The 21297-nt window shown below is 46.0% G+C and carries 23 protein-coding genes; 16 read left to right on the top strand and 7 right to left on the bottom strand.

Annotated features, from left to right (window positions below; all coding sequences use genetic code 11):
- Positions 1-387: MnmC family methyltransferase (locus tag JWV37_RS08200; RefSeq protein ID WP_240332113.1), on the top strand; the 387-nt coding region annotated here is incomplete at its 5' end.
- Here JWV37_RS08200 and JWV37_RS08195 read toward each other — a convergent pair.
- The 4 genes from JWV37_RS08195 to aspS are packed head-to-tail and all read right to left on the bottom strand — an operon-like array spanning position 374 to position 5572.
- A complete protein-coding gene (locus tag JWV37_RS08195) occupies positions 374-2413 on the bottom strand; it encodes an EAL domain-containing protein (RefSeq protein ID WP_205459309.1) in 2040 nt (679 codons plus the stop codon). The genes JWV37_RS08200 and JWV37_RS08195 overlap by 14 nt on opposite strands.
- Before the next feature lie 54 nt (positions 2414-2467).
- Positions 2468-3214 carry a competence/damage-inducible protein A gene (locus JWV37_RS08190; RefSeq protein WP_205459308.1) on the bottom strand — a complete coding sequence of 249 codons (747 nt, stop codon included), beginning with the start codon at positions 3212-3214 and terminating at the stop codon, positions 2468-2470.
- 28 nt (positions 3215-3242) lie between these two features.
- A complete protein-coding gene (locus tag JWV37_RS08185) occupies positions 3243-3815 on the bottom strand; it encodes an adenylate kinase (protein WP_205459307.1) in 573 nt (190 codons plus the stop codon).
- Between the two features lie 8 nt (positions 3816-3823).
- Positions 3824-5572: an aspartate--tRNA ligase gene (gene aspS, locus JWV37_RS08180; RefSeq protein WP_205459306.1), complete on the bottom strand. Its 1749-nt coding sequence runs from the start codon at positions 5570-5572 to the stop codon at positions 3824-3826.
- A 374-nt stretch (positions 5573-5946) separates the two neighbouring features.
- On the opposite strand from aspS, the gene thiC reads away from it, so the two are divergent.
- Positions 5947-7815, top strand: a complete 1869-nt coding sequence (gene thiC / locus JWV37_RS08175; RefSeq protein WP_205459305.1) for a phosphomethylpyrimidine synthase ThiC — start codon at positions 5947-5949, stop codon at positions 7813-7815.
- 46 nt (positions 7816-7861) lie between these two features.
- Here the strand turns inward: thiC and JWV37_RS08170 are convergent, their stop codons facing one another.
- The 3 genes from JWV37_RS08170 to JWV37_RS08160 form a co-directional block, all read right to left on the bottom strand.
- On the bottom strand, positions 7862-8515 hold the full coding sequence (locus JWV37_RS08170; RefSeq protein WP_205459304.1) for a hypothetical protein: 654 nt from the start codon (positions 8513-8515) through the stop codon (positions 7862-7864).
- Positions 8516-8629: 114 nt separating this feature from the next.
- Positions 8630-8920 carry a hypothetical protein gene (locus JWV37_RS08165; RefSeq protein WP_205459303.1) on the bottom strand — a complete coding sequence of 97 codons (291 nt, stop codon included), beginning with the start codon at positions 8918-8920 and terminating at the stop codon, positions 8630-8632.
- Positions 8917-9198: a BrnT family toxin gene (locus JWV37_RS08160; protein WP_205459302.1), complete on the bottom strand. Its 282-nt coding sequence runs from the start codon at positions 9196-9198 to the stop codon at positions 8917-8919. The genes JWV37_RS08165 and JWV37_RS08160 overlap by 4 nt, the downstream gene beginning before the upstream one ends.
- A 197-nt stretch (positions 9199-9395) precedes the next feature.
- Between JWV37_RS08160 and JWV37_RS08155 the strand changes: the two genes are divergently transcribed.
- The 14 genes from JWV37_RS08155 (at position 9396) to mrdA (ending at position 21285) form a co-directional block, all read left to right on the top strand.
- Positions 9396-10271: an NAD(+) kinase gene (locus tag JWV37_RS08155; protein ID WP_205459301.1), complete on the top strand. Its 876-nt coding sequence runs from the start codon at positions 9396-9398 to the stop codon at positions 10269-10271.
- Positions 10268-11791: an AAA family ATPase gene (locus JWV37_RS08150; RefSeq protein ID WP_205459300.1), complete on the top strand. Its 1524-nt coding sequence runs from the start codon at positions 10268-10270 to the stop codon at positions 11789-11791. Before JWV37_RS08155 ends, JWV37_RS08150 begins: the two co-directional genes overlap by 4 nt.
- Before the next feature lie 20 nt (positions 11792-11811).
- Positions 11812-13071, top strand: coding sequence for a GGDEF domain-containing response regulator (locus JWV37_RS08145; protein ID WP_205459299.1), 1260 nt, complete (start codon positions 11812-11814; stop codon positions 13069-13071).
- Positions 13068-13859, top strand: coding sequence for a TatD family hydrolase (locus tag JWV37_RS08140; protein WP_205459298.1), 792 nt, complete (start codon positions 13068-13070; stop codon positions 13857-13859). Before JWV37_RS08145 ends, JWV37_RS08140 begins: the two co-directional genes overlap by 4 nt.
- 119 nt (positions 13860-13978) lie before the next feature.
- Positions 13979-15187, top strand: coding sequence for a lytic transglycosylase domain-containing protein (locus tag JWV37_RS08135; RefSeq protein ID WP_240332112.1), 1209 nt, complete (start codon positions 13979-13981; stop codon positions 15185-15187).
- A 16-nt stretch (positions 15188-15203) separates the two neighbouring features.
- Positions 15204-15941, top strand: a complete 738-nt coding sequence (locus JWV37_RS08130) for a septal ring lytic transglycosylase RlpA family protein (RefSeq protein ID WP_205459297.1) — start codon at positions 15204-15206, stop codon at positions 15939-15941.
- A complete protein-coding gene (hisB, locus tag JWV37_RS08125) occupies positions 15938-16510 on the top strand; it encodes an imidazoleglycerol-phosphate dehydratase HisB (protein WP_205459296.1) in 573 nt (190 codons plus the stop codon). The genes JWV37_RS08130 and hisB overlap by 4 nt, the downstream gene beginning before the upstream one ends.
- A complete protein-coding gene (locus JWV37_RS08120) occupies positions 16507-17001 on the top strand; it encodes a KdsC family phosphatase (RefSeq protein WP_205459295.1) in 495 nt (164 codons plus the stop codon). Before hisB ends, JWV37_RS08120 begins: the two co-directional genes overlap by 4 nt.
- A complete protein-coding gene (locus JWV37_RS08115) occupies positions 16992-17516 on the top strand; it encodes a hypothetical protein (protein ID WP_205459294.1) in 525 nt (174 codons plus the stop codon). The genes JWV37_RS08120 and JWV37_RS08115 overlap by 10 nt, the downstream gene beginning before the upstream one ends.
- Entirely contained in the window at positions 17513-17983 is a 471-nt protein-coding gene (locus JWV37_RS08110; RefSeq protein ID WP_205459293.1) for an LptA/OstA family protein, read from the top strand. Before JWV37_RS08115 ends, JWV37_RS08110 begins: the two co-directional genes overlap by 4 nt.
- Entirely contained in the window at positions 17980-18585 is a 606-nt protein-coding gene (gene yihA, locus JWV37_RS08105) for a ribosome biogenesis GTP-binding protein YihA/YsxC (RefSeq protein ID WP_205459292.1), read from the top strand. The genes JWV37_RS08110 and yihA overlap by 4 nt, the downstream gene beginning before the upstream one ends.
- The gene (locus JWV37_RS08100; RefSeq protein WP_205459291.1) at positions 18582-19040 is read left to right on the top strand and encodes an N-acetyltransferase; all 459 of its coding nucleotides are present in this window, start codon (positions 18582-18584) and stop codon (positions 19038-19040) included. The genes yihA and JWV37_RS08100 overlap by 4 nt, the downstream gene beginning before the upstream one ends.
- Positions 19007-19492: a hypothetical protein gene (locus tag JWV37_RS08095; RefSeq protein WP_205459290.1), complete on the top strand. Its 486-nt coding sequence runs from the start codon at positions 19007-19009 to the stop codon at positions 19490-19492. Before JWV37_RS08100 ends, JWV37_RS08095 begins: the two co-directional genes overlap by 34 nt.
- A complete protein-coding gene (mrdA, locus tag JWV37_RS08090; protein ID WP_205459289.1) occupies positions 19492-21285 on the top strand; it encodes a penicillin-binding protein 2 in 1794 nt (597 codons plus the stop codon). The genes JWV37_RS08095 and mrdA overlap by 1 nt, the downstream gene beginning before the upstream one ends.
- The last annotated feature ends 12 nt before the right edge of the window (positions 21286-21297 follow it).

Raw genomic sequence — 21297 nt, 5'->3', positions numbered from 1 at the left:
CATACCTCATGGCAATCTCTCGCTCCTTATGCGTCCGTGTTGCAAAAAGCGTATCCACCTCTTGTTGGTGGTGTGCATGAGATGCATTTTGGAGCTTTACATGTAAAGCTTATTTTCGATGAGGCTGCCCGCGCACTTCCTCTATTTCCCAAGGGAGTGGATGCTTGGTTTTTAGACGGATTTGCCCCGAGCAAAAACAGCACGATGTGGGAAGAGAATCTTTTTGAAGAGATGGCAAAAAATAGCAACAGCGACGCTACCTTTGCCACATTTACCGCTGCTTCCGCGGTGCGCAAGAGACTAGAAGAGGCTGGGTTTACTGTGCAAAAAATCCCAGGATATGGGAAAAAAAGAGAGATGAGTGTAGGGATGTTTAGAGGGTGTTAGGCTCTGGCTTTCCAAAAAGATACCCTTGGGCATAATCCACCCCTAGAGCCTTGATGGTGTCAAAGATTGCCTCGGTGGAGACAAATTCTGCGATAGATTTAATACCAAGCCGCTTTGCAAGTTGTACAATAGCATCGATAATTTTTTGTTTTTCCGGGTCTTTGTCGCAATTGTGTACAAATGAGCCGTCGATTTTGATGTAGTCTGATTGCAAAGAAAGCAAGCGGCTAAAATTGGAATTTTCACTCCCGAAGTCATCAATGGCAATGTCGCACCCATAATCTTTCACAAGGCCAATGGTTCCTGTGATGAGGTCGGATTCCTTGGAAAGGGTGATGTTTTCAAGGATTTCAAAGGTGACATTGTGCGGGTCGATGCCATAGCGCTCTGCTTTGAACCGAATGAATTCCATCAAATACCCATCCATGATGTCTCGCTCAGTAATATTGATGGAGAATCGGATGTCTTTACCTGCAAAGTATTGAAACGATTTGTTGATCATGCTTTTGGTGACTGAGGTGAGCAAGCCTAGCTTGGTGGCTGCGTTAATAAACATAAGCGGTGGAATGACCAAATCTCCATCAATAACACGCGCCAAACACTCGTACTTGTGTACTGCTTTGGTGTGTACGTCCACAATGGGTTGAAAGTAGGGGACAATCATATCTTTGTGGATAAACTCTCGGGTTTTATTGAGCCAGCCAATGCTCTCGAGCTCCTCTCGGATTTGTGAAGAGCCGCTGTCGTAGACAACTTTGAAACGCTTTCCGTGCTTTTTGGAAATGTCTAGAGCAAATTCTGCATCAACAATAGCATCGCGCCCGTCTTCAATTTTAGCTACACCGATGCTAAAACTAATGAAACTTTCAATCGTCTCAACCGTAATTTCTGTTGTGTCAAAATAGGCAAAAATTTGGTTACATGTATCGTCAATATGTGCTTGACTATGCTCATGGGTAAGTAAGGCGTAGCGGTCGGCACTAAGTTTGTAAAGGATTTCTTTATTGCCGCATAAAAACATAATGTGCTTAGTTACCTCTTGAAGCAAAATATCCCCAAAGGCAAAGCCATAAAGTTTGTTGAAAATATTGAAATTATTAATGTCTAAAAGAAAAAGCGTTCCCCCTTCAAACCGCGGTATATCGCGTTGCAAAGCAAGGGAATTTGGAAGCTTGGTGATCTCGTCTTTGTAGAGTTTTTCAAGGAGTTCGTTGGATTTGACCTTGACAATTTCTTCATTTTGGGCGATGACATCCTGGAGATAGGAGTTGCGCGTTGCTAATTGAGAAATATCATGACGTATACTCATATACTCCACTACCTTGCCTTGGGTATCTAAAATAGGAATGATGGTAGCTTCAACCACATAAGGCCCTCCGTCTTTGTGACGATTTTTAACAACCCCTTTCCAAATTTGGCCATGGCTGATGACATTCCACATGTCTTCAAAGACGGATTTATCCATGTCAGGATGTCGAACAATATTGTGAGGTTTGCCCACAAGCTCTTCTTGGGTGTAGCCTGAAATTTTCTCAAAAGCTTTATTGGCATAGGTAATAATACCTCTGAGGTCTGTTTTTGAAACAATCGTACTTGTCTCAAAAGCGCGAGTGAGTTGACGTGTTAAGTGTAAGGCTTCCTCGGCTTTTTGTGTGGCGAAAAAAGTGTGCATCATGGTCTGAACAGTGGCCAAAAAAGAAGGTTTATTGAGTGGTTTAAGGGCAAAGGTATCCACGCCAAAGCTAATGGCATCAAGCAAAACAGTGGACTCTTCTGGGTTTACATGTAAAAGAATTTTTGTTTTAGGCGAAAGGGTTTTGAATGTTTTACACAAATCAATGTTTATGCCCTTGGAGGAAGAGGCGGACATAATCACAAAAGGGGGAAGGTCGCTTTTAAAAACACGTAATGCTTCATGAACAGAGGTGGCGTGGTAGAGGTGCTCAGAAAGAGGACGAAGAAGTGCAATGACATTTTGCGCCAAAGCATCTTCCCATTCAATGTACAAAATTTCTATGCGACGCACCTCTGCCCCTTTTTTTTGAAACAAGTATGTCGACATTATAATCTAAAAAAGCACTTAATCATCTAAAACAGTGACAGGAATACCTAAATTTGAGAGGTTATTAAAAAAAAGTGTTTTACTTTGAAACAAAAGCGTTTGGTCTTTGCAGGCAAGGTAAATCTCAACTTCACGCGCGCCGTCTTTTCGTAGGTGGGGTAAAGAAGAGAGTTCGACTTCTTTGGGTAAAGCCTGCATAAGTGCGATCAATTCACTCTCCCCTGTTTCTACTAAAAAGTTACATGTAAAGGTGTGTACAGGATTGGTGCCCACATAGCGTTCCAGTGCTTCTTTGGCCATGGGCCATGCCATAGAGGGAAAGCCTGGCATAAAGAAAAATCGACCATCAAGGGCGAAGCCTGGGGTTTGGTTGACCACATTAGTGAGAAGTTCAACATCTTTGGGAAGTTCGCCCATGCGCAAACGGTGTGAGGTGACGTGGTCGCCAAACTGGGCGTGAATGAGGGCTTGGGCTTGGGGGTGGGGTGCTAAAGTGCCATCACGAAAGACGTTAGCCACCACTTCGCGAGTGCAATCATCGGGCGTAGCGCCGATGCCCCCAAAAGAAAAAATGTAAGTATTGGGCTGGGATTTAAGAAGAGAGAAAACCGAATGCATCAAAGCGGGGTCATCCTTGATAACAAAATTGCCCTCAAGGGTCCAACCCCGTTTTTTTAGCGCGTGGAGCAAAAAGGTAAAGTGTTTATCGACTCGCCTTCCGTTGAGAAGTTCTGAGCCGACAATGACACTAAAAAAGCGCTTCATGTTAAAAATCTTTTGCGAAAACCTTGTCTTAAAGTTTGGACTTTACAAATTTTTCCATCTCTTCCACGATGGCTTCGATGGTGCGCTCGCCATTAATCTTGTGCAACAAGCGTTTTGAAGTGTAAAATGCCTGAATCATACCCAGTGGCGACGTGTAGACGTTCATGCGGTTTTTAAACACTTCGGCATTATCGTCCGCCCCACGCCCGCGTCCCAAAACACGGTCACATGCTACCTCTTCACTCACTTGAACCTCAATAACGCTTTCAAGTACAATGGTGGTTTCCTTGGCTAAGATGGCGTCTAAGGCTTCCATTTGTTCTACACTTCGAGGAAACCCGTCGATGAGGATGACATTTTTCTCACTCTGTTTAATAGCGCCGACGATGGTGTCGATAACAATGTTGAGGGGCACAAGGTTGCCCGCACTCACAAAGCTGTCGATGGTTTTGCCAAGCGCGCTCCCGCGTGCCACTTCGTCTCGCAACAACTCGCCCGTGGAGTAGTGGGCGATGGTTTCAGGGTTGTGTTGAGCAATCAAGCTCGCATCGGTGGTTTTGCCGCTACCAGGTGCGCCAATGATGAGAAAAAGTTTTTTCATAAGAGTCCTTAATGGGATGTTTTTTCGCGAAGTCGAATGCCAAGTTCACGCATTTGCGCCATTTCGACAGGGCTTGGAGCGCCAGTGAGTTGGCACTGGGCGCGCTGGGTTTTAGGGAAAGCGATGACATCACGGATGCTAGAAGAGCCAGTAAGCAGCATCATTAGCCTGTCAAGTCCAAGGGCGATACCACCGTGTGGGGGTGCGCCAAATTTAAGAGCATTGAGCAAAAAGCCAAACTTTTCTGCCGCTTCTTCGTCACTGATGCCAAGGAGTGAAAAGACTTTGGCTTGGATGTCCGCTTTGTGGATACGAATACTTCCTCCGCCAAGCTCAACGCCGTTAAGTACCACGTCATAGGCGATGGATTCCATCTCATCCAGCGGCGCGTTGATGTCTTTTGGCATGGTGAAAGGGTGGTGCAAGGCTTTGAGTTTGCCTTCTTCCACTTCAAACATTTCAAAATCTACTACCCACAAAAACTCAAAGCGGTCTTTGGGGATGATGTCCATTTGTTCGGCCAAAAAGATGCGAAAACGTCCCATGTAATCAAGCACGAGTTTTTTGGGGCCTGCGCCAAAAAAGACCACGTCTCCCACGACAAGTTCGCAACGCGCCACAATCTGCTCAAGGGCTGCTTCGGTAAAAAACTTGGTCAAGGGGCCTTTGAGGCCGTCTTCTTTCATTTGAAAATATCCAAGACCTGAAGCGCCAAACTTGCGCACGTAATCCTCAAAGCCTTTCATCTGGCGTTTGGAGAAAACGGTGTCACCTTGGGGAACTTTGAGGGCTTTGATACGGTTTTTCTTGGCATCTTTGGCGATGGAGCTAAAGATTTCGTTGTCGCAGGTTTCAAAGATGTCCATCACATCTACCATGGAAAGGTCGTAGCGCAAATCAGGCTTGTCTGAACCGTAACGTTCCATCGCTTCTTTGTAGGTGATGCGGTTAAACGGTGCGTGAATCTCATGGCCCGCTTCTTTGAAAACAGCTTTGAGCAAATCTTCAGTCACAGCGATGATGTCGTCTTGCTCGCAAAAGCTCATTTCGATGTCGATTTGGGTAAATTCAGGTTGGCGATCGGCGCGCAAGTCTTCGTCGCGGAAACATTTAGCAATCTGAAAATAGCGGTCAAACCCTGAACACATGAGGAGTTGTTTGAACAGCTGTGGGGATTGGGGAAGGGCGTAAAATTCGCCGTTGTGCACACGGCTTGGCACAAGGTAATCCCGCGCACCCTCGGGCGTTGCTTTGGTTAAAATGGGGGTTTCGACTTCCAAAAAGCCTTTGGCGTCTAGGGTGTTGCGCACGGCCATGGCCGCTTTGCTACGCAAGCGAAAGGTCTCGTAAGCTTTGGGTGTGCGCAGGTCGAGGTAACGGTACTTTAAGCGTACTTCTTCGCTCACGTCTTTGTCGTTGATGACAAAGGGAAGGGCGGCACTTGGGTTTTCCACCACAAGACGGCTAAGGATAACTTCGATGGCACCTGTGGCAAGCTTGGGGTTTTCTAGTCCTTCGCCGCGCGCGCGCACTTTGCCGTAAGCGCGCAAGACAAATTCGTCGCGTACTTTAGAGGCTACATCGTGGGCTTCTTGGCTATCTTCGGGGTCGCAGACGAGTTGAATGAGTCCGGTTTTGTCTCGTAAGTCAATGAAAATAATCCCGCCGTGGTCGCGGTAGCTGTTGGTCCATCCGCACAATTCGACCTCTTGGCCGATGTGGGTCGTGTTTAAATCAGTGCAATAATGACTTCGCAATCTGTCTTCCTTGTGGGAGCTTTGGAAATTTTAAAAGGCTAAAGTGTACCAAAACCTTGCTTGTGCACGGCTTATCTTAAAAAAGCACAGACCAAACAGGCTTTTTCGCTCATTCTCGATTTATCATCCATGACAAATCTCCGAGGGTTTGATGGGCTCAAAAATCCGCTCAAAAGCCTGTTTAGTCTGTGCTTAAGATTTTTGATGCACTGCCATATTAAGTGAGTTTTTACACAGGGTTTGTATAATGCACTTTTTGTCATTGTCTGTGGGGGTGCTGTAAAAGGCTGAGATAATACCCCAAGAGGTCATTAATGTGGCTTCATGAACCTGATCTGGGTAATGCCAGCGTAGGAAATAAGGAGATAACCGCTATGAGTAAAGTGTTAGACAACCTCGAAAAAATCGACGCTTCGTACATCGAAAACTTCCCAAGTTCTCGAAAAATTTACCTTCAAGGCTCACGCCCCGACATTCAAGTGCCCATGCGTGAAATCACCCTCACGCCAACCGAAAAAAGCGACGGCACGGTAGAGGAAAACCCGCCTTTACATGTATATGATACTTCGGGTGTTTATACTGACCCTTCTGTGACCATCGACTTGCACCAAGGCTTAAAGCCCATCCGCAAGGCGTGGATTGAAGAGCGCGGGGACAGTGAGGTGTTGGAGGATTTTAGTTCGGTCTATTTTCACGAACGCCACGATGACCCTGAGCTTAAGGCGTTGCGGTTTCCTAACCTCAAAGCCCCGCGTCGGGCTAAAAAAGGTAAAAACATCACCCAACTCCACTACGCGCGTCAGGGCATCATCACCCCTGAGATGGAGTACGTGGCTATCCGTGAAAACTGCAATCTCGAAGTAGCACGCCAACACAAACTCTTGGGCAAACAGCACAAGGGCGAGAGCTTTGGGGCTAATTTGCCTGAAGTCTATACGCCTGAATTTGTGCGCCAGGAAATCGCCGCAGGGCGCGCGGTCATGCCCCTGAACGTAAACCACCCTGAAGCGGAGCCTATGATTATCGGGCGCAATTTCATGGTCAAAATCAACGCCAACATCGGCAATTCCGCGACCACCTCGTCCATCGAAGAAGAAGTGGAAAAGATGCTGTGGTCGACGCGCTGGGGTGGGGACACGGTGATGGATTTGTCCACGGGCAAAAACATTCACGAAACCAGAGAGTGGATTTTGCGAAATTCCGCCGTGCCTATCGGTACAGTGCCTATCTACCAAGCCCTCGAAAAGGTCAATGGCATCGCGGAGGATTTGACGTGGGAAGTGTACCGCGACACGCTCATCGAGCAAGCTGAGCAGGGGGTGGATTATTTTACCATCCATGCGGGCGTGCGGTTGGCGTATGTGCCGTTGAGTGCTACGCGCCTCACTGGCATCGTTTCGCGCGGGGGAAGCATCATGGCAAAATGGTGTTTGCACCACCACAAAGAGAGCTTTTTGTACACCCATTTTGAAGAGATTTGTGAAATCATGAAAGCTTATGACGTGGCGTTTTCACTAGGGGACGGCTTGCGCCCAGGCTCACTCTATGACGCTAACGACGAAGCGCAGTTTGCGGAGCTTGAAACCCTAGGAGAACTCACCAAAATCGCATGGAAACACGACGTACAAGTGATGATCGAAGGCCCAGGACACGTGCCGATGCAGATGATTAAAGAGAACATGACTAAGGAACTGGAGGACTGTTTTGAAGCCCCGTTTTACACCCTTGGGCCGCTCGTGACGGACGTGGCACCGGGGTACGACCACATCACCTCAGCCATTGGCGCGGCACAGATTGGGTGGTATGGCACGGCGATGTTGTGTTATGTGACGCCCAAAGAACACTTGGGATTGCCTAACCGCGAAGATGTCAAAGAGGGCATCATCACCTACAAAATCGCCGCCCACGCCGCCGACCTAGCCAAAGGTTTCCCCGGAGCGCAAATCCGCGACAACGCCATGAGCAAAGCCCGTTTTGAGTTTCGTTGGGTTGACCAGTTTAACATCGGCTTCGACCCTGACCGCGCCCGTGAATACCACGACAAAACCTTGCCCGCCCAAAGCGCCAAAGTCGCCCACTTTTGCTCCATGTGCGGCCCCAAGTTTTGCTCCATGAAAATCTCCCAAGACATCCGCGACTACGCCGAAAAAATCGGCACCGACGATGTCAACGTTGCCTTAGAAAAAGGGCTAGAAGAACAAGCCGAACATTTTAAAAAGAGCGGTGGACAGCTTTACATGTAAGGGGGGTGTTAGCCCCCCCTTTTTTTTCTCAGGTTTGTGGTAAAGCTTAACACAATAATGCCTCATTTATATCTTGTTTGTAGGATTCGTATGGGTTTTTGGAGGTGCGAAATGTCCAGCCCAAGACATCTAAAATAGAATATGAGACAAGGGTGGTATTATCTCCATAAATATTCAAATCAAAATCATTAATTTTTTGAGGAAAGTTTTTGTATAAATCATCCAATATTAATTTATTTGCTAGATCATCCAAATCCATGATACGTTGATCCATATGATTAAATTGATTTCGCGCAGCATAAATAACTAACCCCATTGGCATATTTCCAATTTCTCTGCCCGCGCAAAACTTTGTATTAAATTTAAATGTTTTGTTTCGATTAACTGCGTATTGGAGTTTATTATCGTTAATAAAATTTTCGCTCTCAGATAAAAAAGAATTTTTTGTCTCGTTTTTTGAATAAAGTTTTATAGCCATATATGCAATTTGAAGAATCGAACCTGCGATAACATTTTTGGAAAAAATCATTGAGTTGGATTGTGATTTATAATCTTTAATACTCTCTGGCAATGCTGTTTGTATAGTGGAGACTAATTTAACAAAATTATCAACAAATCGTCTTTCGTCTTCCAATAGTATATTAAACAATGACCTAATTGCAGAGTCTGTGTTTTTAAAATAATCCTCCAAAGTTTCCACGTTTTTCCTTAATATCAAGAAGACTAATGCGATAGAGCAAGGGCACTTTTTATTCATCTTTATCGCATATAAAGATTTGTTTCATTCTGCGCTTGTATATCAAAGAATAAAAACTCACACCTCCAACGTAATTTTCCCCTTGACATAGTTATGCACCAACGCTTGAATGAGGTTTTGATACCCGATACCTAGCTCTTTGGATTTTGCTTTGAGGACGGCTAGGTCGCTGACGGAAAAGCGAATGGTGGTTTGTCTTTTTTCATTCAATGATTTAGTGTATTTGGCGTGGTTTTGGTACACACTTAGCTCTTGTTTGTCTAATGGTTTTTCACGCCATTCGCCTGCTTCTATCTCTCCGAGGAGTTCTGCTTCTTCGGTATCTAGGACTATTTTTTTTGTTTTCATTGTTTTTTCCCTCCAAAGGATTTGACCAATTTTCGACTAGGAATAATTGTCTTTAAAAATATTTCACTCTCATTTTCCACGAAAGGAACATACCAAATATAGCCTTTCAGTTCAACGACAAAAATCTCTTGATGGGGGTATTTTTCATGGTTGGGGTGCGCGAGGCGATTTAAAATGGTACCTTGCTCAATTAGCGCAAGCACCTCTTCAAAACTCACCCCTCGTTGAAGTTGCAAGAGTTGATTTTTTGCTTCGTCCCAACGAATGATTTTATCCACAATTTTTCCTTATCGTTGATGAAATATTGTAGTATTTTGTAGATGTATTGTCAATACATATTTATTCACTTTATAAACTAAAGAGAAGGTGTTTACATGTTAAAGATAAAACATCACACTGTATTAAGACCAAATAAATGGCTTTACATGTAAAGCCCCTCCGCCTCATCTTCTAAGAATATGGTAAAATCCCCCTTATGAAAATCATCAAACCCACCCATCCCTTAGCCTCGTTAGCGCATGTTGGTCTTGTGGCGCGCCCCAATAGCGATGTGCTCTTACATGTAAAGCGTCTGGAAAAGGCACTACAAGCCCATGGTATCGCCTTACATGTAGAAGAAAAAAGCGCACACATGCTAGGCCTTCCAAAAGGCCTTCCTCTAGACGCGCTGTGCAAAAAATGCGACATGCTCGTCTCTCTTGGGGGCGATGGCACCCTTATTTCCGTGTGTCGGCAAAGTTACATGTACGGCATTCCTGTGCTTGGGATTCATGCGGGGCAGTTGGGATTTTTGACCGATGTGCGTTTGGAAGAGATTGAGGATTTTGTGGAGTCGTTGGTGGCGGGCGAGTACCGCATTGACACACGCATGATGCTTGAAGTGGTGCTTAAAAAAGACGACCATGAAGTGCGTAAAGTGGCGTTTAATGACGTGGTTTTTTCCCGCGCTTCCATTTCCGCTATGGCCAAAATCGACGCGTTTATCAACGGAGAATTGTTCAACTCTTACCACGGCGATGGCGTCATCGTTTGCACGCCCACGGGTTCTACTGCGTACAACCTCTCCGCGGGCGGGCCTATCGTGTTTCCTTTAACCCAAGCGCTCATCTTGACGCCCATTTGCCCGCACTCTTTAACCCAACGCCCCATGGTGTTGCCCGTGGAGTTTCGCATTACGCTCAAAAGTTTAGACGAAACGGTCGTGGTGGTGGATGGCCAAGACACCTACGCCATGAGTGAATTTGAGAGCATAGAGCTTGGCATTGCGCCAAAAAGTGCCTACTTGATGCACAAAAAAGAGCGCAATTATTTTGACGTACTGAAAGATAAACTCCGCTGGGGGGATGAATGATTGAACGGTTGTTGGTCAAAGACCACTTAAGTTTTAAAGAAGCAGATTTAACCTTTGCACCCGGCCTCATCGCCTTTACGGGTCCTAGTGGTGCGGGAAAATCAGTACTCATGCGCGCATTTTTAGCCTTGTTTGGGTTTCAAGAAAGCGACGCCACTTTGCTAGAAGCAGCGCTTAATGGCCCTTTGGCACTCGAAGAAGTGGGTATCGAAGCGGAAGAGCCCAATGTGTTGCGCTGTGTCAAACAAAAAAGCGTGCGCTACTTTGTCAACGGCCAAATGCTCTCACGCAAAAACATGACCTACGTGTGCAAAGACGCGGTGCGCTACCTTTCGGTGAAAGAGAGCAACGAATTTAGCCCCGAAGCCCTTTTGAGCCTCTTGGACGGAAGTATTAAAACGCCAAAATTTGCCCAAGAAAAAGTGGCGTTTGGAACCCTTTTTGCGGAATACAAAACCGCCAAAGAAGCCCTAAAGCGCGTGGAAGACGAAGAGCGTCGTGTGGAAGAGTTGCGTGAATTTGCACGCTTTGAGATTCAAAAAATCGAAGAGGTTAGCCCCAAGCTTGGGGAAGACGACGACTTGATGCGCTTTAAAAAAATGCTCTCCAAAAAGGAAAAACTCGAAGTCGCTTTGTCCAAAGCTGAGGGGATTTTTGAGTTTGAAAGCGCGGTGCATGAAGCCCTAAGCCACAGCGACATTCCGAGCGATTTTTTTGACGCAAGCATGAACGAACTGCGGATGCATTTTGAACAAGCCAGCGAACGGTTGGGGGATTTGGAAGAAGCGGACGTGGAAGCGTTACTAGACCGTATCGAAAAAATCAGCACCCTCAAAAACCGCTACGGAACCATTGAAGAGATTTTGGCGCACTTGCAAAAACGCAAAGAAGAACTGAGCCGCTACGAAAACATCGCCTTTGAAAAAAAAGCCCTAGAGGAGCGTCACGAAGTCCTTCGAGGTGAAGTCAAGGTTAAAGCAGCGTACCTAAGCAGTGAGCGCGCGAAGGCCCTTGGGGCGTTAGAAGCGCGTATCAACGGGTTTTTAAAAGCCCTCTATTTGCACGGTGCGCGTGTGGTGATGGCCCCTTGTGAAGTGAGCCAAACGGGCGCAGATTCCCTTGAAGTCGTGCTTGAAGGCGTTGAAGTGCGCTCCATCAGCTCAGGGGAATTTAACCGTTTGCGCCTTGCTTTTATCGCCACCGCCCAAGAAGTGCTCAACAGCGGAAGCGGTGTGCTCATCTTGGACGAAGTGGACGCAAACTTAAGCGGCAAAGAGTCTATGAGTGTCGCCAATGTCCTCAAATCCCTCTCTCGGTCGTACCAGATTTTTGCCATCTCCCACCAACCACAACTTTCTTCTAAGGCCGACCAACATTTTGTGGTGGAGAAAAAAGAGGGACAAAGCATTGTGCGGCTTTTAAGCCCCAAAGAGCGCGTGGAAGAAGTAGCGCGCATGGTGAGTGGTGAAGCCATCACTTCTGAAGCAAGGGAGCTAGCCCTCTCTTTATTAGAACCCTAACATAAGGAATGCAGTAGCCTATGCGAGAAAAAATTTTACTGGTAGAAGACAACAAAGCCCTCGCCAAACTCTTGGCCAAAAAAACGGAAAGCTCCTTGGGAATGCAAGTGGATGTGGCCCATTCTATGGAAGAGGCGAAGGTATTTTTAAAACACGCCAATGACTATTTTATTGCCCTGTTGGATTTAAACTTACCCGATGCTCCTGATGGAGAGATTGTGGATTATGTGTTAGAACTTGGGATGCTTGTCATTGTTTTAACGGGCAACATCGACAAAAAAACCAAAGCGCTTTTTGAAGAAAAACCCATCGTGGATTATGTCTTTAAAGGCAACATGGACGATGTGAACTACATCTTTAGTATGATTGACAGGTTGCGTAAAAACACCCAGCACAAGGTGCTTGTGGTAGACAGCGCCATCACGTCGCGTAACCGCACTAAGATGCTGCTTCAAAGCCAACAGTTTAAAGTCCTTGTGGCGGCGCACGGGGAGGAAGCCCTGCGCTATTTTGAAGACCATGATGACATTAGTTTAGTGGTGACAGACTATCACATGCCTGTGATTAATGGCATGGAATTGGTGTTGGAGCTTCGCAAAACAAAAAGCAAACACGAGCTTGGCATCATTGCTATTTCCTCCAGTGAAGAAGAGAGCATGGCGGCCAAGTTTTTAAAACATGGCGCCAATGATTTTATCATTAAACCCTTTGGCAAAGAAGAGCTTACATGTAGAGTGAACAACACCATTGAAGCCATGGAAAACATCGAAACTATCGCCATGCTTGGAACGACCGATGGTCTCACGGGAGCGTTGGAACGACGTCATTTTTTACGCCAAGTAGAAGCGTATTTGGATGAAGCAAAAGAGAAAAAAGAGTCTTATGCTTTTGGGATTGTGGATATTGATCAACTTAAAGCTATCAACGAAACACACGGATATGAAGCAGGCGATAGGGTGCTAAGCTCTGTGGCAAGCACTTTGCGCGGGGAAGCAAAGGGAGTAGATGCCATTGGCAGGTTTGGCGGAGCAGAATTTGGTGTTTTGTTGAAGCATGTAAGCAAAGAGGAAGCCTTGCGTTGGTTTGTGAAAATGCGCGCCCATTTGGCCAACCAGCCTTTACATGTAAGGGGAAAAGAGGTGCGCATTACGGTTTCTATGGGCCTTGCTTTTGAGGGAGAAACACAGGTGGAGAGCTTGCTTGAGCGCGCCGATGAAGCCTTGGGCGAAGCCAAACACCAAGGGCGTAACCGTGTTGAGATTTACGAGGAGAGAGCATGATTATCGACACCCATTGCCACCTAGACGACGCGCGCTACACCGAGGATTTGGACACGGTGATTGCGCGGGCTTTGGAAGCGGGCGTGAAAGGCATCATGCTTCCAGGGGCCGACATCGAAGATTTGCCAAAAGCTAAGGCCATCGCCCACCGTTATCCCCATGTATTTTACGCCGCAGGCGTGCATCCTTACCATCATGCGCAGTACGATGAGCAGGTGTTAGAGCACTATTTGCAAGATGAAAAATGCATCGCCGTGGGAGAGTGCGGGTTGGACTATTTTCGCCTTCCTAAAGACGAGCAGGCCAAGATAGAGGAAAAAGCGGCCCAAAAAGAGGTGTTTCGCGCCCACATTGCCTTGGCTACCAAGCACCAAAAACCTCTCATTGTTCATGTGAGAGAATCCAGTGCGGACAGTTTTGAAATGCTCAACACCTTTGCTGCAGGCAAGGTGCCCTCAGGTGTGTTGCACTGCTATAACGCCAGTGAAGTCTTGTTGCCCTTAGCGGCGGCCAATTTTTATTTTGGCATTGGCGGGGTGTTGACCTTTAAAAACGAGAAAAAATTGGGTGAAATCGTAACGCGCATTCCTAAAGATAAACTGGTACTTGAAACCGATGCGCCTTATCTTACCCCGCACCCCAAACGCGGGGAACGTAACGAACCTGCCTACACTGCCTACGTAGCGAGCCATTTGGCGCGCGTCCTTGGGATGAGCGAAGAGGCGTTAATGGCGTTAACTACTCAAAATGCTAAAGCCCTTTTTAAAGCATTTGAAAAGTTAGATTAAGGTACGATAAATCTTTTAAAAGCACCAAAGGTGCACAAGCTCTCCACCAAGGAGAACTTAGCGTTAGCGTAGCTTTTAGAGCTTTGCTTTCCCCTCTGATTTAACCCTAAAGGATTCTCATGCTTTGGCGCTTTATGCTAGCCTTTTTTCTCTGCGCAAATACACTCTTTGCCTATTTTGTTACCGAAAACAATTACACGCAACAACAGCGGGTTTTGAAAAGCCTTGACATTGACACCTCTTTTTTAAATGACCCTATTTTGCTCTCCATGCGCGACGACCTCGACTTGTACCGTACCCGCCATTTCTTGAATATTTTGGAGCGTGGCTATCAGTTTGTGCCTATCGTGCGTCAGATGATTGCAGATGCGGGGATTCCTGATGCATTTTTATACTTAGCGATGACCGAGTCTAATTTTTCTGCGCGCGCGTATTCGAGTGCTAGAGCTGTGGGTTTGTGGCAATTTATGCCTTACACAGGAAGAAAATTTGGTTTAGTGATTGACGAATACGTAGACGAGCGCCGTGACCCCATTAAATCTACCGAAGCGGCCATTAAGTTTTTGCAATACCTGCACGATGATTTTGGCAAATGGTACCTTGCTGCCATGGCGTACAATTGCGGTGAAGGCCGCGTGCGCCGCGCAATCATTGAAGCTGGAACTGACGAGTTGAGTGTGTTGCTTGACCCTAATAAAAAATACGTTCCCAGAGAAACCCGCAACTACATCCGAAAGATTCTCACCATGGCGCACCTCTCAGGGAGTGCAGATTTTATCATTGGGCATGATGGGGATTATTTGATGAACCAAGGTAGTAGCTCTACTTTTGCGCCTATAATAGTTCCTGGCGGTACGACGTTAAGCGACATTGCCAAAAGTACTGGATTGCCAGTAAAGATTGTAAAAGAGTACAACATTCACCTGAATTACTTTTTTACACCGCCTAACGTTAAAGAGTATGTGGTGTACATTCCTTATGATAAAAAGTCCCTGTTTACGCAAAATTTTAAACCCTCAGACGGATCGGAAGCTTTTTATGTTCATGTGGTCAAAAAAGGAGATTCGCTCTATGAGATTGGCAGGCGGTACGGAATCTCTTATAAGGTTGTCAAAGACTTTAATAACCTCTCGTCAAACACCTTGCGTATCAACCAAAAACTTATCGTTCCTGTTGCAAAACCTACAACCAAGCACTATGTGGTGCGCCAAGGGGACACCTTGGGATCAATTTCACGAAAGTTTAACATTGGCCTTAATGAGTTAATGCGCTTAAATAATCTTACTTCAACAGTGATTCACCCAGGGGGTAAGATTGTTGTTCCTTAGGACAGGCATTTGTATAATGCTTTTGTTGGCCTTGGGTGGCTGTTCTTCTAAGCAGCGTGTGTACTATGCGCCCACAAAGTCTCAAGGCGCAATCATTGACACGCCTCAAATGCACCGTGCCACCATGCGCTCTTACACTATCAATGGCAAAACTTACCACCCCACAACAGTGAGCCTTGGGGATTCTTTTAGTGGAATTGCCAGTTGGTACGGGAAAGATTTTCACGGTAAAAAAACTTCCAACGGTGAGATTTATAACATGTACGCCATGACCGCAGCGCATAAAACTCTACCTATGAACACTATGGTGCGGGTGACCCACTTGCAAAATGGTAAAAGCATTGTGGTGCGCATCAATGACCGTGGTCCTTTTGTGGCAAGCCGTATCATTGACCTTTCTTATACGGGCGCACAACGCATTGATATGATTCAATCAGGCACTGCGCCGGTGCGCCTAGATGTGCTTGGGTTTGCAGGAAAAGTTGGCGGAACAACGCAGGCAGCCAAGCAGGTTGATGGCGGGGAATTTTTGGTTCAAATTGGGGCGTTTAGACGCGTTGAGGGTGCGCGCGCTTTTGCAAAAGAGCATCAAATGGAAGAGGGGCGATACCCTGCAAGTGTGCAAGAGGGCGTATTGGATGGAAGCCCGATTTACCGTGTGTATTTGGGTGGATTTAGAAGCGAAGATGAGGCGCGAGATTTTATTGGCCTTGGGCGTTACCAAGGGTCATTTGTTATAAGGGATTCACGATGATAACAAAAGAACGCACAACCAAAGAGACGCAAATTGTGCTTAGTTTAGAGGTGTATGGCGAGGGAAAAAGTGAGATTAGTACGGGCGTTGGGTTTTTTGACCATATGCTCGAAGCCCTGAGTAAACACGGTTGGCTCAATCTCTCTCTTACATGTAAAGGCGACACCCACGTGGATTTTCACCATACCGTAGAAGATGTGGGTATTGTGTTGGGTCAAGCCCTCAAAGAAGCACTTTTTCCTGTGGGCGCCATTGAGCGCTATGGTAACGCTACGGTAGTGATGGACGAAGCGGCTGTAAGCTGCGCACTAGATGTGAGTAACCGTCCTTTTTTAGTGTGCGAGCTAGATGTAGAGGGAAAAATTGGCGAATTTGATGGAGAGCTTGTAGAGGAGTTTTTTCGCGCACTAGTTACCAACGCGGGACTAAGCGTACATCTTATTCAAGAGCGCGGTAAAAACCGTCACCACGTCACCGAAGCCGCCTTTAAAGCCTTTGCTGTAGCCTTGCGAAGAGCAGTGGCACCCAGCGCGCGCGGGAGCATTCCTAGCACCAAAGGTGTGCTGTGATTCATCTTTTAGTCTTTGATGTGGATGGCTGTTTAACTGATGGTCGCATTACCTATGCAAGCGATGGCCAAGAGTTAAAGTCCTTTAGCGTCAAAGATGGCCTAGCTATTGAGGCGTGGAGTCGCTTGGGTGGAAAGGTTGCTATTATCACAGGGCGCAACTCCTCTATAGTGGAGCGTCGAGCAAAAGAGTTAAATGTGGCCCATGTGCACCAAGGGGTAAAAAACAAAGTTGCCATCTTGGAACGTATTTTAGAAGAAGAGCATTTAGCGTGGGAAAATGTGGCAATTTTAGGGGACGACCTTAACGACCAAGGAATGCTCACAAAAGCAGGTTGGTCGTTTACCCCAAAAGACGGGGCAAAACAGATTCGTTCTTTGGTTAACACTGTCCTTACATGTAAGGGTGGGAAAGGGGCTGCGCGAGAGATGATTGAGCTTATTTTGGAAAATGAAGGCCGAGAAAAGGAGCTTGAAGCACTTTGGCACTAAAAACCTTGTATGTTTTTTTGGGCACATTGATGTGTGTCGCTCTGTTCTTAATGGCCCAAGAGCAGTATTTTTTTGACTTTAAGCCAAAAGACCCAAAAGCGGCACATATGGTGATGCACGGGGTGCGAAATTATGAGATTTCAGACCTTGGGGTGCAAAGCATCACGAACGCCAAAACTCTAAAGCGTTTTGCCACCTATGATGAGCTGATTGTGGCCGAATCCTTAATGCGAGGTGAGACTTATGTGAGCTTGCTGCGGGCAAACAGTGCTACTATCACGGAAAAATTTGTTTTTCTAAAAGGGGATGTGTACTTCGCTAGAAGCGACGAGGTGAGTTTTGAGAGCCAAGAGGCTACTTACGACCGTCAAAATAAAGTCCTAAAAGGCAACCTTCCTTTTTTGGCCATGTATGGCCCCCACCAAAGTAAAGGGGAGGGATTTGTCTACCATATGGATGAAAAAACCTTGGAGGCGACCAAGATAGACGCACTTTTAGAAACGGAGAAACCATGAGAATTATAGTAGCAATGATGTTGAGTTTTGGGTTAATGTTGGCCGAACAGGTTGAAGTGGTCGCTGAGCGTTTTAATGCGAGCGAAGCGGCACAAAAAGCGGTATTTACAGGGAATGTGAAAGTAACTAAGGGGACTGATGTGTTGACCTCTGATGTGTTGACTATCACATTTAATGCTAAAAAAGAACCTTTGATGTATGAGGCAACAGGAAACGCCAAGGCCAATATCACCATGAATGAGGTGCGCTATTTTGCTAGTGGGAAGGTGCTCACGTATGACCCAGTTGCTTTAGTGTATACGGTGCAAGAGAATGGTTTTTTGCATGAAATTGAAACAGATCGTAAGGTATACGGAGAGCGCATTACGGTGAATCAAGCCACAGGAAGCTACGCGGTAGACAGCAAGCCAAGCGAGCCTGTAAAATTCATTTTTCAAATGAACAATCAAAAAGAGAGTGCCCAATGATTCGCATCACCGAAGCCGCCTTTGTGACCTCGGCTCCTTCGTTGCGTGAATGTATGCCTGAAGGATGTATGGAAGTGGTCTTTTTGGGGCGTTCTAATGTGGGCAAAAGCTCGCTCATCAATGCTCTCACAAACCGAAAAAACTTAGCCAAAAAATCTTCGACACCGGGTAAAACACGGTTGATTAATTTTTTTGAAGTGGTATTTGATAAAGAGGGTGAAAAGTTCCATGCCCGTTTTGTGGACTTACCTGGCTTTGGTTACGCTAAAGTTTCAAAAAGCGAACAAGCGGCGTGGCAAAAAAACCTCACTGAATTCATCACTATGCGTGCTTCCATTCGTTTGTTTGTGGTGCTGGTGGATGCAAGGCATCCTGATTTAGAAATCGATAAGCAAGTCTCTTTACATATACAGTCTCATTTGCGTCCAGACCAACAGATGCTTACCGTGTTTACTAAAAGCGATAAACTCAAGCAAAACGAGCTTGCGCTCATCCGTAAATCTTACCCCAATAGCATGTTTGTGTCGGTGTTGAAACAGCGGGGGATTGCTAAGGCAACCGAGGCCATCTTTCACTATTTATTTGAAGGAACACAAGCGTGATTACTTACAAAAAAGCAACCCTGCAAGACATCGCTGCGATGCAAGCACTGGTGAAGCCTGAGGTGGATAAAGGGATTATTTTACACCGTAGCAGTGATGAGATGGCAACCAACATTCGCTCCTACATGCTTGCGTTTGAAGATGAGGTGCTGGCGGGGTTTGGGGCGTTGCATTTTCATGCACCCACATTAGCAGAAGTCCGTAGTTTGATTGTTTCTGATACCCTGCGAGGCAAAGGAGTGGGTTCACACATTGTTAAAGCGCTATTAGCAGAAGCAAAAACCTATGGTGTTAAACAAGTGTTTACCTTGACCTATCAAAAAGCCTTTTTCGAGCGTTTGGATTTTCGTGAAATCCCTAAAGAAGACCTTCCTGCCCATAAAATCTGGGCCGATTGTATTAAATGTAAGTATTTTCCAGTATGCGAAGAGATCGCGCTGATTTATTCTCTGTAAGAAACGGAGCCTTGGTTGGCGGACTGGTGTTGTACCAAGTCGCTTCTTCATTATATCCTTTGCTAAGCCCATTGATTGGCTTTTTCTTTTGTTATGCTGTGTTGCTTAAAGAAGAAGAAGAAAAAACCATGAAAGAGCGTTTTTGGTTGCGCAATGCAATTTTTGGATACTTGATTTTTACAGAGCTCAACAAAGGGTTTTACCTCTTTTCGACGCTCATGTTTCTGTTTCTTTTTTATGCCCTCGTGGTAGATTGGATTAAAAGTGCCTTTAAGTGCCGCCCATGTATTTTGGTTGCTTTTGTGGCCTCAGGGTACGTGGGCGTGTTCGCGACCAACACCCTTTTAGCCTACATTATGAACACTTCCTTTTTTGCTTTCGGTTGGGAATATGCCCTTTATATCGCAACAGATGCAGTGCTGGCAATTATCTTATTTCGGGATCGACTCTGATGCGTATGCGAATTGTCTTTAGTGCTATTGTGCTTGTGTGGGTGATTTTGATGGTGCGTATTTATTATATAAGCATCAAGTCCAACACTTACTACGAGGAAATTGCCAATCAAAATGCCATTAAGGTTGAGCGTTTGGCCCCATTGCGTGGGTCTATCATGGATGCCCAAGGGCGGCCGATGGCGGTTAACCGTTTGGGTTTTTCGGTGGGAATTACACCCCATTTAAGCGCGCGCTCTAAAGAAGCTATTTTAAATGAAGAAATTGCATTTTTAAGCACCCTTTTAAAACAAGACCCCGAGGAGTTAAAAAAACGCTATCTGCGTAAAGATTCTCCTTATTTTCAAGGGTTTGTGACTGTTATTGATTTTATCTCCTACGATGCTGTGATTGAACATTTTTCACGGATTAGCTTACGTGATAATCTGAAAATTGTGCCCAGCTCCAAGCGCCACTACCCTTACGGAAAACTAGCCTCCCATGTGATTGGCTATGTAGGCCGTGCCAATTTGGACGATTATAACGAAGACCCTATTTCACGCCTAACCAACCATGTGGGGCGTACGGGAATTGAGCACTACTATAATGCAGTTTTGCAAGGAAAAGAGGGTGAGCGTCGCACCAAAGTAACGGCATTTAACCAAGAGATCGAAGAGCTCTCTAAGACGTTGCCAAGCAGTACCGACCTTGAACTTACCATCGACCTTGAATTGCAACAGTACATTTCAGAAATTTTTGCTGAGGATGCGGGGGCTGTGGTGGTGATGGATGTGGAAGATGGCAAGTTGTTGGCTGCGGGAAGTTTTCCTGAGTATGATTTAAACCAATTTGTCACAGGCATTAGCCATGAAGCATGGCAAGAACTCATGAACAATCTTGATAATCCTTTTACCAACAAACTAGTTAATGGACTGTATCCTCCTGGTTCTGTTGTCAAAATGGGGGTGGGGTTGGCGCTTTTGGGAACACAGAAAATTACGCGCCAGACTTCGTATTATTGTACGGCATCCTTTGAACTTGGTGGGCGGAACTTCCGCTGTTGGCGTGATGGCGGGCATGGACACACGGATTTAAACAAAGCGATTAGAGAAAGCTGTGATGACTATTTTTATAAAGCAAGTCTGAAAGTAGGTGTTGATGCACTGACGCCCGTGTTGGAGCGTCTTGGTTTTGGAGACCGTACGGGTGTGGATTTGCCCAATGAATTTATTGGGACAGTGCCAGGGCGCCACTGGAAAATGCAACGCTACCAAAAGCCATGGTACCAAGGAGAAACCCTCATTACTTCCATTGGGCAAGGGTATTTTCTCTCAACGCCGTTGCAAGTTGCCCTGCATACGGGGATTTTGGCAACAGGCAAAAAAGTCACTCCTCATTTTGTAAAGCGCATTGATGGCGAAGAGGTTGTCTATCCTGTAGACGAAGAGATTCTCACAGAAATTGAAAAGGCAGAATTGCCCCATATCCAAAAAGGAATGTATGAAGTAGCCAATCACCCCAATGGTACAGCCTATTGGCGACTAATCAACTCAAAAATTAAAGTTGCCGCCAAAACAGGGACAGCGCAAGTGGTGGGGATTGGGCAAGATGTCAAAAAGCGCATTAAAGAAGAGGAGATGGAGTATTTTCACCGCTCTCATGCGTGGCTAACCTCTTATGGTCCTTACAAAAACCCACGTTACGTCGTAACCGTACTGGTGGAACACGGCGGCCATGGCGGTCAAGCAGCAGGGCCAATCGTGACCAAAATTTACAACAAGCTTGAAGAGTTGGGCTATATTGAGGCTGAATAAGCTTTACATGTA

Source organism: Sulfurospirillum tamanense (genome assembly GCF_016937535.1).
Classification (GTDB): Bacteria; Campylobacterota; Campylobacteria; order Campylobacterales; family Campylobacteraceae; genus Sulfurospirillum_B; species Sulfurospirillum_B tamanense.
The sequence above is the reverse complement of the archived record's forward strand: the minus strand, read 5'-3'. Positions and strand labels throughout refer to the sequence as shown.